Source organism: Pseudarthrobacter sp. NPDC092439 (assembly GCF_044754945.1).
Lineage (GTDB): Bacteria > Actinomycetota > Actinomycetes > Actinomycetales > Micrococcaceae > Arthrobacter.
The window spans coordinates 218607-230902 of record NZ_JBIVQB010000003.1; the positions used below are offsets into that span (position 1 = coordinate 218607).

Sequence of the window (12296 nt, forward strand, 5' to 3'; positions counted from 1 at the left end):
CAGTGAGTACAACAGACTTCCTGAACACGGATCCTTTCGCCGCCGCGCGCGCAGCCGCCGACTACATCGCCGAGGAAACGGGCGTGGACAGCCACGACGTCGCCCTTGTCCTCGGCTCCGGCTGGGGCGAGGCCGCTGACCTGATCGGCGACACCACTGCAACCCTGTCCGCCCAGGAGGTGCCGGGATTCCACGCACCGGCCGTGGAAGGGCACGTGGGCACCATCCGCTCCGTCCTTACCTCCGAGGGCAAGCGCGCTTTGGTGCTCGGTGCGCGGACGCACTACTACGAGGGCAAGGGCGTCCGTTCCGTGGTGCACGGCATCCGCGTGGCTGCCGCCGCAGGCTGCACGACCCTGGTCCTCACCAACGGCTGCGGCGGGCTCAACGAGGACTGGGCCCCCGGCACGCCCGTGCTGATCAGCGACCACATCAACCTGACTGCCGCGTCACCGCTGGAAGGTGCCACCTTCGTGGACCTCACGGACCTGTATTCGCCCCGCATCCGCGGCCTGGCGCGCGAAGTCGACCCCACGCTGGCCGAGGGCGTCTACGCCCAGTTCCCCGGTCCGCACTACGAGACCCCCGCCGAAGTGCAGTACGCCAAGCGCATCGGCGCCGACCTGATCGGCATGTCGACGGCGCTGGAAGCCATCGCGGGCCGGCATGCGGGCATGGAGGTGTTCGGGATTTCGCTGGTCACCAACCTTGCCGCCGGCATCAGCCCCCAGCCGCTGAGCCACCAGGAGGTCATCGAGTCCGGCCAGGCGGCCGGCCCCCGGATCTCCAGGCTGCTGGCGGGGATCATCTCCCGGCTTTAGCCGAACGCGGGGTCACTCCCGGCCCGATGACGGCGTGTCATCCGGCCGGAAGTGACCCCGCGCTGCCGTTGGGGTCGGGGACGGCGCCGCCCGTTGCCGCCTTCGCCTGCTGGTGGAACCACTCGATGTGCTCCTCCAGGAGCCGCGCGGCGAGGTCGCCGTCGCGGGCCCGGACGGCATCGAAGATTCCATGGTGCTGGGCCCGCAGCACGGCAAGGACCTCCGGCCAGTCCTCCATGGCTCCCATGGCGCCCTTGACGTATCCCACGATGGACCCGCTGAGGGACTCCATCATCGTGGCCACCACGGCGTTTCCGGCCAGCGAACTGAGCGCCACATGGAAGCGCGCATCGAGCTCATGGAACGTTGCCCGGTCGATGCCGGTGTTGTCCATGGCGTGCAGCAGGCCGGCTGCCTGGGCCAGGTCTTCGTCGGACACCTCCCTGGCCGCGGCCGCCCTGGCGGACCACGTCTCCAGGAGGATGCGTGTCTCCACGATGTCCGCCACGGGCAGCCGGCTGCTGGCCACGTGCAGCCGGAGAGCCGACGAGAGCCCCACCGAAGGGTCGGAGATGACGATGGCCCCCGAGGTGGGTCCGGAGCCGACCGACCGGCGCAGCACGCCCATGGCATCCAGCACGCGGATGGCCTCGCGGACCGAGGCCCGGGAAATGCCGTAAGCCTCGGCCAGCGCACGCTCACCGGGAAGCCGGTCGCCCAGCTTGATCCTGCCCGAGCGAAGGTCCGCCTCGATGTCCTTTAGAAGGGCGTCATGCGTGCGGCCGCGGGGGGCCGCACCGGCTTCTCCGGCTGTCACTCTGGTTCCTTCCGCGGCAGGGCAACTGTTCCGCCTACCTTATTGCAGGGACGGGCGGACGCAGCGGAGCGTCCGGCCATCCCACCTTACGCAATCCGGGCAGGCCGGTCCCCGTCGCCCGTTTCCTGGACAAATGTGCGCCTGTTCACGTCCCGCCGGGGGGCTGCAGCTGCCCGAAGCGGCTTGGATTGCAGCCGAGGCAGGGCAATGACGATAGCGTTAGGACCATGACGTCTTCCGATCCCACGCTCCGCCTGCTCGATGAAGCCCGCGGGTGGGCTGCCCAGGACCCTGACGCCGCCACAGCCGCGGCCCTGCTCGACCTGCTCCGGCTCGCGGAGGAAGGTGTTCCGGCAGCGCTGCAGGAACTTGAGGACAGCTTCAACGGCACGCTCCAGTTCGGTACGGCCGGACTCCGGGCAGCCCTCGGACCCGGGCCGAACCGGATGAACCGCGTGGTGGTGCGCCGCACCGCGGCAGGCTTCGCGGACTTCCTGGTCCGGACGGTCCGCGAGGCTTCCCCCGGAACCCGGCCGCGCGCCGTCGTCGGCTACGACGCCCGGCACAACTCCGACATCTTTGCCCAGGAGAGCGCCGCGATCTTCACCGCCGCCGGCATCGAGACGTTCCTGATGCCCGCGGCCCTGCCCACTCCCCTGCTGGCCTACGCGGTGCGGGCGCTCGAGTGCGACGGCGGGGTGATGGTCACTGCCAGCCACAACCCGCCGCAGGACAACGGCTACAAGGTCTACCTGGGGCGGCACGCCGTTCCGGAAAGCGGCAACGGCGCCCAGATCGTGGCTCCGTACGACGCCCGGATCGCGGCCCGGATCGCGGCCGTGGGAACGCTTGACTCCATCGCCCTGGCCGCGGACGGCTGGACGGTCCTGGGAGACGACCTGGCCGCCGGGTACCTGCGCGACACGGCGGCCCTGGCCCGGCCGGAACACTTCCCGGCGCGGGACCTGCGCATTGTCCTCACCCCGATGCACGGGGTGGGCGGCGAAACGGCCCTGGCCGTCCTGGCCGCTGCGGGATTCAACGACGTCACGCTGGTGGCTGAGCAGGCCGATCCGGACCCGGATTTTCCCACGGTCAATTTCCCCAACCCCGAGGAACCCGGCGCCCTGGACCTGGCACTGGAAACCGCCGGCCGGCTGGACGCGGACCTCGTCATCGCGAACGATCCGGACGCGGACCGGGCCGCCGTGGCAGCCAAGGATCCGGACACCGGCGCCTGGCGTATGCTCCGCGGGGATGAAGTGGGCGCGCTCCTGGGCGCCCACGTGGCGGCCCGCCTGGCGGCAGCAGATGCTGCGGACGCCGGCGCTTCCCACCCCGGCGAAACAGCCGCCGGGGATGCAAACCGCGGCGTCTTCGCCAACTCCATCGTCTCCTCCCGCCTTCTGGCACGCGTCGCCGCCGCAGCGGGATACGCCCACGAGGAAACCCTGACCGGATTCAAATGGATTTCTCGGGTTCCCGGCCTGGTGTATGGCTACGAAGAAGCGCTCGGCTACTGTGTGGCGCCGGAGCTCGTCAAGGACAAGGACGGCATCTCGGCTGCGCTGCTGATCGCCGAACTCGCCGCAGCCGCCAAGGCAGCCGGGAAAACCGTCTTCGACACGCTGGACGAGCTCTACCTCCAGCACGGCCTGCACGCCAGTGACCAGCTCAGCATCCGCGTGGCGGACCTGGGCCTGCTGGACGCCATGATGAACCGGCTGCGGGTGTCCCCGCCGGAATCGTTCGGTTCATCAGCCGTGACAGTCTATGCTGACCTGGCCGAGGGCTCGGAGCAGCTGCCGCCCACGGACGGCCTGCTTTACATCACCCGCGACCTGACCCGCGTGATCATCAGGCCGAGCGGCACCGAGCCCAAGCTCAAGTGCTACCTGGAAGTCATCCATGAGGTGGGCTCCGCCGCGGAACTTCCCGGGGCGCGGCAGGCGGCCCGGGCAGCCCTCGACGAGGTGTTGCGCGACGTGAGTGAGGCGCTGGGGCTCTAAAGTTCCACTTCCACCCAGCCCCCGGTGAGGCGGGTGCGGAAGGTGGCCAGGCCGAGCCCGGGCGTACTGAAGCACTCTCCCGTTTCCAGGTCGTAGACCTCTTTGTGCAGCGGGGAGGCAATGGTCAGACGGCTTCCCTTCGAGCCCAGGATGCCGCGCGCCATGACATGCGCGCCCGTGGCCGGGTCTTCCTGCGCCACGGCGTAGACACTGTCCGCAGTGCGGAACAGTGCCACCTGCCGCCCCGCGATAAGCGCCGCCTCGCCCCATGCGGGCTCCAGGTCCGCAAGCGGGCACACCCGGTGCCAGCCGGCGGCCGCAGTTCCGGCGGCCGTGTCAGTACCGGTAGCCAGTGCCCCAAATTCCAGTGTTGCCGTCATATCCGGCTCCTCTCCCCGTGGTGGTCCGTGCCTGCAGGTGCAGTGGCCGTCAGTGCAGCCTTTTTCCACGGTAGAGCCGGGGTGTTTCAAGGGCATGCGATGAATGTGTCCGGCGGGTAAAAGCCACCTCACGGAGCCGGAAACGCGTTCGTGATGCAGAAGTTAAGTCTGCGAAACAATCGGGAAACTGAAGCGAAACTGCGGCTCCCTAGTCTGGATGGACACTCGACAAAGAAGGCTGCGCAGCATTCACCTGCAGCCCTTGCGAAAGGCCCGCCAGTGACCGAACAGACTTCCCGCACAGAGATTCCGCGCCGCATCGTCGTCGCCGGCGGCGGCCCTGCGGCCCACCGTTTCGTGGACGCCATGCATGCCCGTGGGCTTGAGGGCTGGCATGTCACGGTCCTCACCGAGGAAGCCCACCTCCCTTACGACCGGGTGGCGCTCTCCAAAGCCCTCACCGACATGGACTACGACCTCACCCTGGGTGAGGCGTCCATGTGGGACCACGAATCGCTGGAGCTGAAGACCGGCGAGCGCGTGGTGAAGATCAACGCCGGGGCCAAAACGGTTGAGACCGCTGCGGGCAACACCTTTGCATACGACGAGCTGGTGGTCGCGACAGGCTCGAACGCGGCGCGGCTTCCCATCCCCGGCAACGAACTGACCCACGTCTACCGCACCCTCGAGGACGTGTGGGCCATTAACAAGTCCATCGCAGAGCTCACCAAAAAGCTGGGCCGCAAAGTCAGGGCAGTCACCATCGGCGGCGGTCTGCTCGGCCTCGAATCCGCCGCCGGCACCGAACAGCTCGGCGCTACCCCTGTAGTCATCGACGGCTCACAATGGCTGATGGCCACGCAGCTCGACGAAGGTGCCGGCCAGGCAATGGGCCGGCTGATCAAGGAAAAGGGCTTCGAAGTCCACGGCGGCGTCTTCCCGTCCGAGGTCCTCTCCGACGCCGAAGGGCAGGTCACCGGCGTCCTCATGGCCGACGGCCGCATCATCGATGCGGACATGGTCATCGTGGCCATCGGCGTCCGGCCCCGCGACGAACTCTTCCGCGCCGCCGAGGGCGAGGAACAGGTCTTCAGCCTGGGTCCCCGCGGCGGCGCGGTCATCAACGACTACTGCGAAACCGAAGTACCCGGCATCTGGGCCATCGGCGAGGTGGCCAACTACGGCGGCATGTGCCTGGGCCTGGTGGCTCCGGCCAACACCATGGCGGAGATCGTTGCCGACCGCCTCCACGGCGGCGAGGCCACGTTCCCCGGATTCGACACCGCCACCAAGCTGAAGCTCTCCGGCGTGGACGTGGCCAGCTTCGGTGACGCCTTCGCCAAGACCGAGCACGCCCTCGAGATCGTCTACGCCGACCCGGCCCGCGGCGTCTACCAGAAGATCGTCACCACCGACGACGCCAAGACCCTGCTGGGCGGCATCTTCGTCGGCGACGCCTCGCCGTACATGAGCCTCCGCCCGCTCCTCGGCCGCGAACTTCCCGCCGAGCCCGGCGCGTTCCTCAGCGCCGCCGGCGGCGGCGACGCACCCGAGACCGAGCTGCCGGACGACGCCACCCTCTGCTCCTGCAACAACGTCACCGCGGGAAGCATCCGCGACGCCATCAACGGCTGCGGCGCCTGCGAGGGCAACGCACCCGTCCAGGAACTCGGCGGGCTGAAGGGCTGCACCCGCGCCGGCACCCAGTGCGGCTCCTGTGTTCCGATGCTCAAGAAGCTGCTGGAAACCGAACTCACCAAGTCCGGCGTCGAGGTCTCCAAGGCACTCTGCGAGCACATCGAACTGTCCCGCCAGGAACTCTTCGATGCCATCCGCGTCCTGGAACTGACCTCCTTCGAAGAGATCATGGCCAAGTACGGCACCGGCGCCGGCTGCGACATCTGCAAGCCGACCATCGCGAACATCCTGGCCAGCCAGAACAGCGCCTACGTGCTGGACGCCGGCCGCGGCACCCTCCAGGACACCAACGACCGCGCCCTGGCCAACATGCAGAAGGACGGCACCTACTCGGTGGTCCCGCGCATCGCCGGCGGTGAGATCACGCCCAAGAAGCTCGGCGTCATCGCCGCCGTGGCCGAGAAGTACAACTTGTACACCAAGATCACCGGCGGGCAGCGGATCGACATGTTCGGCGCCCGGCTGGAACAGCTCCCCGAAATCTGGAAGGAACTGGTGGACGCCGGCTTCGAATCCGGCCAGGCCTACGGCAAGAGCCTGCGCACGGTAAAGTCCTGCGTCGGTTCCACCTGGTGCCGTTTCGGCGTCCAGGATTCGGTGGCCATGGCCATCAAGCTGGAGCTGCGCTACCGCGGCCTGCGCAGTCCGCACAAGCTCAAAATGGGTGTTTCCGGCTGCGCCCGCGAATGCGCCGAGGCCCGCGGCAAGGACGTGGGCGTGATCGCCACCGCGGACGGCTGGAACCTGTACGTCGGCGGCAACGGCGGCGCAACCCCCGCGCACGCACAGCTGCTCGCCAAGGACCTCGACGACGAAACGCTGATCAAGTACATCGACCGCTACTTCATGTACTACATCCGCACCGCGGACCGCCTGCAGCGCACGGCCCGCTGGCAGGAAGAGCTCGACGGCGGCATCAAGCACGTCGAGGACGTGGTGGTCAAGGACACCCTGGGCATCGCCGAGGACCTCGAGGCGGCCATGGCCAGGCACGTGGACACTTACATCGACGAGTGGGCCGACACCCTCAAGGACCCCGAGCGCCTGCGCCGGTTCCGTTCCTTCGTCAACGCCCCGGACCAGAAGGACGACTCCATCACCTTTGTCCCGGACGAGCGCGGCCAGATGCGCCCCGCCACTCCGGAAGAGAAGGGCAAGGTCCTGATCGGGGCTTCCATCCCCGTCAGGCCAGGCGCCCCGGAAACCGCCGGAAACGAGGCATAGCCATGCAGCTCAGCATCGATCTCACCGGACGCGACGTCCTGGTCACGGGCTCCGACACTGCCGCCCGGCAGGCGGTGCGCCGCTACGAAGCCGCGGGTGCCGTCGTCTACCGCCTGAGCACCCCGCAGGGCGCGGGCCATGACGGCCCGCTGCCCGAACGGCCGTTCCTCGTGGCGGCGGTCGACGACGGCCAGCCCGGCTGGGCGGCGCTCCTTACCCGCTGCGCGGAAGCCGGAATTCCGGTGGCGGCCGAGCCGGCCGCGGGTGCGCCCGGGCACGTCACCCTGGTGGGCGGCGGACCCGGTACGGCTGAACTGCTGACCGTTGCCGCTGTCACCGCGCTGCGCGACGCGGACGTGGTGTTCTACGACCGGCTGGCCCCGTACCAGGAGCTGCCGTCCCTCACCTCGGCCGAGCTCGTGGACGTGGGCAAGAAGCCCGGGCACCACAAGGTCAGCCAACGGGACATCGAGAAGCTAATGGTGGAAAGCGCCCTGGCGGGGAACAACGTGGTCCGGCTCAAGGGCGGGGACCCCTATGTGTTCGGCCGCGGCGGCGAGGAAGTGGCTGCCTGCGTGGCCGCTGGGCTCAAGGTGCGCGTCGTCTCCGGAGTCACCAGCGCCATCTCCGTGCCGGCAGCGGCGGGCATCCCGGTCACGCACCGGGAAGTCAGCCACATGTTCACCGTGGTTTCCGGGCACGCGCCGCTGACCGAAGAGGAACACCGGCACCTGGCGGGCCTGGGCGGAACCATCGTGGTGCTGATGGGAATAGGCACCCTGCACCAGCTGGCGGCCGGACTCCGGCGGGCAGGCATGCGCCCCGACATGCCGATGGCCGTCGTCGAGCGCGGGTACCGCCCGGGCCAGCGGACCACCATCGCCGACCTGGGCACCATTGCCTCCGCAGCTGCGGGGTGCAGCAACCCGGCGGTGCTGGTCATCGGCGAGGTGGTACGGGTGGCTGAGGCCAACCGCGGGCATGCGGAGGCCGCCGCGGACCTGGACCGGCTGGCGGCCTCGCTGCTCGGTTCATGAAAGGATTGACCCCCATGACTGTCCTTGCAGCGGCCCAGGCCGCCCAGCCCGTGGCGCTGCCTGACCCCGCCGAGTCCGTGCCGGTGCCGGAAACGCCGTTGGAAGGGTTCCGCATCGGCGTGACGTCCCATCGGCGTTCCCGCGACCTGATCGAGGCCCTGGAGCGCCGCGGGGCGGAAGTGCTGCACGCCCCGGCGCTGAAGATCGCCCCGGTACGGGAGGATCAGCACCTCATCGAGGACACCCGGGCCATCATCGCCGCCAAGCCGGACCTGTGCATCGCCACCACCGCGTATGGCATGCGGCGCTGGTGCGAGGCGGCCGACTCATTCGGGATCGGCGACGAACTGCTCGAAACGCTGGGCGCCTGCCGGATGTTCGTCCGCGGACCCAAAGCGCGCGGCGCCGTGCGCGCGGCCGGTCTTGCCGACGTCGGCATCAGCAGTGACGAAACCACCGCCACCCTGGTGGATATGCTGCTGGCGGAGGGCGTGCGCGGCAAGACGGTGGCGGTGCAGCTGCACGGCTATACGGACGTGCGGCAGCTGGAACGCCTGCGGATGTCCGGCGCCACCGTCCTGACTGTCACGCCGTACCGCTGGGTCAAGCCCGACGGTGCGGACCGGCTGCCGCGGCTGATCGAGGCCGCGTGCAGCGGAAACCTGGACGTCCTGACGTTCACCAGCGCCCCGGCGGTAGACGCCGTCTGGAGCACGGCCCACGAGATGGGCGTGTACCAGGACCTCATCCACAGCCTGAAGACAAACGTCACTACGGCCGTGGTGGGGCCGGTGACCGCGCAGCCGCTGCTGGACGCCGGAGTGACGCCGATCGTGCCGGAGCGGTACCGCATGGGCGCCCTGATCCGGCTGGTCTGCGAGCACCTTGCCCTGAACCACGTGCGCCGGCTAGAAACCCGCTCGGGAATGATTGAGCTGCGGGGGCGCTGCCTGCGGATCGATGGCGAGCCCGTGGAGCTGCCGCCGGCTCCGCTGCTGTTGCTCCGGGCGCTGCTGGGTGCGGGGGGCGCGGTGCTCTCGCGGGAGTCGCTGTCCGAGCTGCTGGAACTGCGGGGATCCGTCCACGCGCTGGACATGACCGTCAGCAGGCTGCGCTCCGCGCTGCCCGACGGCAAGCTCGTGGAGACCGTGGTGAAACGGGGTTACCGGATCCGCCTCTAGGGTGTCCAAAGCGGGCTAATGTGTCGGATTCCTGCACGGATGAGAGGCCGGTCACGGGTTCTGTTACCGGCCGGTAAACACTGGCGAACGCGACCCTGATAAACAGCAACTGCGGGGAAACACCCCGGAAAAGAGGCGGGCCTACGCTGGGTCCATCACGAAGTTCCGGCCGTTTCCGGCCGCCAGCGAAAGGGCCAGCACATGTCCGCTCCGGTACCCACCTCCGCCACCCGCATCGTCATCGCAGGGGCCGGCCCGGCTGCCCAGGCACTGGTCAGCCGGCTTGACCGGGCCCGTTTCGCCGGCACCATCACTGTGCTGAGCAGCCGGGACGACACCCCGGCGGAACTGCTCAAGCTAGCCATGCTGCCGCAGGTCTCAGTGCGGTTCGGGCAGCCGGCCAGCCACATCGACGCCGTGAACCGCACGGTGACCACCTCCGACGGCATGGACTTTGCCTACGACCAGCTGGTTATCGCCACCGGCTCGGCAGCCGTGGCCCGCCCCGTCGAGGGAGCAGCCCGGTGCTTGAGCTACTCCACCATCGACGACGCCGCACGCGTCGGAGAGGCCGTGAGCCAGGTGGCCAGGGAGCTGGGCCGGCGTCCGCTGGGAATCCTGGTGGGTACCGGCGCAGCCGCTGGCCAGGCAGAGGCCGTCCTCCGGGCCCGCGGTGTTCGCCCCGTCCGTACGACGGCGCGCCCCGCTTCCGTAATCCCTGCCCCATCAACGTCGGGCTTTGCCGCCGCCGGTGTGGTTTTCGAGGACGGCAGCAGCATGTACGGCGACCTGGTGGTCCTGGCCGAAGAACGCGAATCCCGGGACGGCCTCGCCGCCAGTGCGGGCCTGGTGACGGCGGCCACCGGCGGGATCGTCATCAGCCAGGACTTCCGGACCTCCGTGCCGGGCATCTGGGCCATCGGCGACGCCGCAGCGTTCGACGGCGTCCGGCTGGGGCTTCTGGTGGCCGCCGCTTCCGCTGCGGGCGCCTGCGCCACGCAGCTGCTGACGGCAGCCTGAACAGCAGCGCGGGCCGCCCCCGGCCCTGTGCGCCCTGCCGCTATCGGGCCGGAAGTATCCGCGCGCTGCGGTAGGGTGCGGGCTGCGGCGGCTGTGCGGTGCGGGATGCGGTGTGTGGCAAGATGGTTCCCGAAAGAGCCCCGGACGCTGTAATGCGGCATGCCCACAAGGCCTGCCGGAGAGGACCACCATGAGCAACGACGCCCCTTCCGCCAACCCCGCGGATGCAGCCACCGGCAACCTGGCCAAGTTCATCGACCACACCCTGCTGAAGCCCGAAGCCGGCGAAGCCGACATCCTGAAGGTCTGCGCTGAAGCTGCCGAATACGGCTTCAAGTCCGTCTGCGTCAACCCGGTCTGGGTGAAGACCGTCAAGACCGCGCTTAAGGGCTCCGGCGTGCTGACATGCTCCGTGGTGGGCTTCCCGCTGGGCGCCACGCCGACCGACGTCAAGGCCTTCGAGGCCCGCGGCGCCGTGCTGGATGGTGCGGACGAGGTGGACATGGTCATCAACATCGCCTCGGCACGGGCAGGTGACAAAGGCGCCCTCGTGGAGGACATCACCGCGGTGGCCGATGCCGTGCACGCAGGCGGCGCCATCCTGAAGGTGATCATTGAGACCGCGCTGCTCACCGACGACCAGAAGGTCATGGCGTGCCAGGCCTCCGTGGAAGCCGGCGCGGACTTCGTCAAGACCTCCACCGGGTTCAATGGCGGCGGCGCCACGGCGGAAGACGTGGCATTGATGCGCCGCACCGTTGGCCCGGACCTCGGTGTCAAGGCCTCCGGCGGAGTACGGTCCCGCGAAGACGCTCAGGCTATGATTGCTGCAGGTGCAACGCGTATCGGCGCCAGCTCGGGGATTGCCATCGTCAAGGGTGAACAGGGTTCATCCGCTTACTGACGGCTCCCTGCCGGACGCCACAGACTGAGGGCCCCGCGGGGCCAAGGAGGAACAATGTCCAGCAAAATCACGGCCACTGCCGACGCGGCGGAAGACCGCCCCATCCGTACCCCGCAGAACGAGAACAACCTGGCCACCAGCGTCATGCTGTTTGTGGTGTGCATCGTGCTGTTCCTCGGCGCGATCTACTCGCTGTCCTTCCTCACCCTGGACAACTCGTGGCCCATGGCCATCTGCCTGGGTCTGTTCGCGCTAGCATTCTGGGTTCCGCTGACGATCACCGGCCGCTCCGATTCCGCCGGCGAGCACTAGATTCTTCCAAGACAGCAACGGCCGTTATGAACATTCATAACGGCCGTTGGTGTTTGCCGGGCCAACTGCTTCCCGCTTCAGCGGCCCAGGCCCGCCCACGCATCAGCTGCCAACGCGGCCACACGGGGCCAGTGGCCTTGCACGAGGGCCCATCCTGCCGCGGCCATGCCCACCATCGCGTAGGCGCTGACCGGGATCAGCAGCAGCCATTCACGCTTCGACCCGGCGCGGCCCAGGAACGGCAGGGCCAACGCCCCATTGGGCCGCCAGACTGCCCGCAGCAACGGCATCTTCCGCAGGAAACGGGGCGGACGAACCACCAGCGGCCACAGCAGCGGCACTCCCCCGGTGGTGATGAGGTCGCCCACGATGTGCGCCACCACACCGATCAGCATGGACATGGGCAGCCATATCCATTGCTCCGGCGCATAAATGGTGACCAGCCCGGCCATCACCAGCGCGAAGATCCAGTTGGAGATGAAGCCGTTCTTCGGAAACAGCTTCAGGGCTTTGGCAGCGATGTTGATCATGAACATGCACAGCAGGCCCGCGCCAATGGACAGCTGGCCCCGGGGTGTATCCAGGTGTATCTGTCCGGCCACGGCGGCAAGCGCCACGAATGCCCCTCCGCCCACGATGGAGTGCGTGCCCTGCCGGTGCCCGCCGCTGGCGCTCTCGATTCCCCGCGCGACGGCGTTGGACAACGGCGGCAGGGAATGTGCCACGGTACTGGACCGGTGGTCCCAATCGCACACCAGAGCAGTTCCGGCCGTTGCCATGCCGCCGATCAGGATGCCGGTGGCGTCCAGCGGGTACCAGCCCAGGGTGTACGGACCCGTCGAGGCAACAGCAACCCACGCCGCAGCTCCCGACGCGGCGTGGTGTCCTCCCAT

11 protein-coding genes are annotated in these 12296 nt (G+C 68.7%); 8 read left to right on the forward strand and 3 right to left on the reverse strand.

Annotated features, from left to right (window positions below):
• The first annotated feature begins 2 nt into the window (after positions 1 to 2).
• A complete protein-coding gene (locus tag ACIQCM_RS09165; protein WP_400605981.1) occupies positions 3 to 821 on the forward strand; it encodes a purine-nucleoside phosphorylase in 819 nt (272 codons plus the stop codon).
• 37 nt (positions 822 to 858) lie between these two features.
• Here ACIQCM_RS09165 and ACIQCM_RS09170 read toward each other — a convergent pair whose 3' ends face one another.
• The gene (locus ACIQCM_RS09170) at positions 859 to 1638 is read right to left on the reverse strand and encodes a FadR/GntR family transcriptional regulator (protein ID WP_400605979.1); all 780 of its coding nucleotides are present in this window, start codon (positions 1636 to 1638) and stop codon (positions 859 to 861) included.
• A 227-nt stretch (positions 1639 to 1865) separates the two neighbouring features.
• Here ACIQCM_RS09170 and ACIQCM_RS09175 point away from each other — a divergent pair, with 227 nt between their 5' ends.
• Complete coding sequence (locus ACIQCM_RS09175) at positions 1866 to 3647, forward strand: phospho-sugar mutase (RefSeq protein WP_400605976.1); 1782 nt, start codon at positions 1866 to 1868, stop codon at positions 3645 to 3647.
• On the opposite strand, the gene nirD is transcribed toward ACIQCM_RS09175, so the two are convergent.
• Positions 3644 to 4027: a nitrite reductase small subunit NirD gene (nirD, locus tag ACIQCM_RS09180; RefSeq protein WP_400605973.1), complete on the reverse strand. Its 384-nt coding sequence runs from the start codon at positions 4025 to 4027 to the stop codon at positions 3644 to 3646. The genes ACIQCM_RS09175 and nirD overlap by 4 nt on opposite strands.
• 279 nt (positions 4028 to 4306) lie before the next feature.
• Here nirD and nirB point away from each other — a divergent pair, with 279 nt between their 5' ends.
• The 6 genes from nirB to ACIQCM_RS09210 all read left to right on the forward strand — a co-directional run bounded on the left by nirB (position 4307) and on the right by ACIQCM_RS09210 (position 11403).
• Positions 4307 to 6949: a nitrite reductase large subunit NirB gene (gene nirB / locus ACIQCM_RS09185; RefSeq protein WP_400605971.1), complete on the forward strand. Its 2643-nt coding sequence runs from the start codon at positions 4307 to 4309 to the stop codon at positions 6947 to 6949.
• Between the two features lie 2 nt (positions 6950 to 6951).
• Positions 6952 to 7986 carry a uroporphyrinogen-III C-methyltransferase gene (cobA, locus tag ACIQCM_RS09190; protein ID WP_400605969.1) on the forward strand — a complete coding sequence of 345 codons (1035 nt, stop codon included), beginning with the start codon at positions 6952 to 6954 and terminating at the stop codon, positions 7984 to 7986.
• A 14-nt stretch (positions 7987 to 8000) separates the two neighbouring features.
• Complete coding sequence (locus ACIQCM_RS09195) at positions 8001 to 9167, forward strand: uroporphyrinogen-III synthase (protein ID WP_400605967.1); 1167 nt, start codon at positions 8001 to 8003, stop codon at positions 9165 to 9167.
• Positions 9168 to 9368: 201 nt separating this feature from the next.
• Positions 9369 to 10187, forward strand: a complete 819-nt coding sequence (locus tag ACIQCM_RS09200; RefSeq protein WP_400605964.1) for an FAD-dependent oxidoreductase — start codon at positions 9369 to 9371, stop codon at positions 10185 to 10187.
• Positions 10188 to 10377: 190 nt separating this feature from the next.
• Positions 10378 to 11091, forward strand: a complete 714-nt coding sequence (deoC, locus tag ACIQCM_RS09205; RefSeq protein ID WP_400605962.1) for a deoxyribose-phosphate aldolase — start codon at positions 10378 to 10380, stop codon at positions 11089 to 11091.
• Positions 11092 to 11145: 54 nt separating this feature from the next.
• Positions 11146 to 11403, forward strand: a complete 258-nt coding sequence (locus tag ACIQCM_RS09210) for a hypothetical protein (protein WP_400605960.1) — start codon at positions 11146 to 11148, stop codon at positions 11401 to 11403.
• Between the two features lie 77 nt (positions 11404 to 11480).
• Here ACIQCM_RS09210 and ACIQCM_RS09215 read toward each other — a convergent pair whose 3' ends face one another.
• On the reverse strand, positions 11481 to 12296 hold the full coding sequence (locus ACIQCM_RS09215; RefSeq protein WP_400605958.1) for a metal-dependent hydrolase: 816 nt from the start codon (positions 12294 to 12296) through the stop codon (positions 11481 to 11483).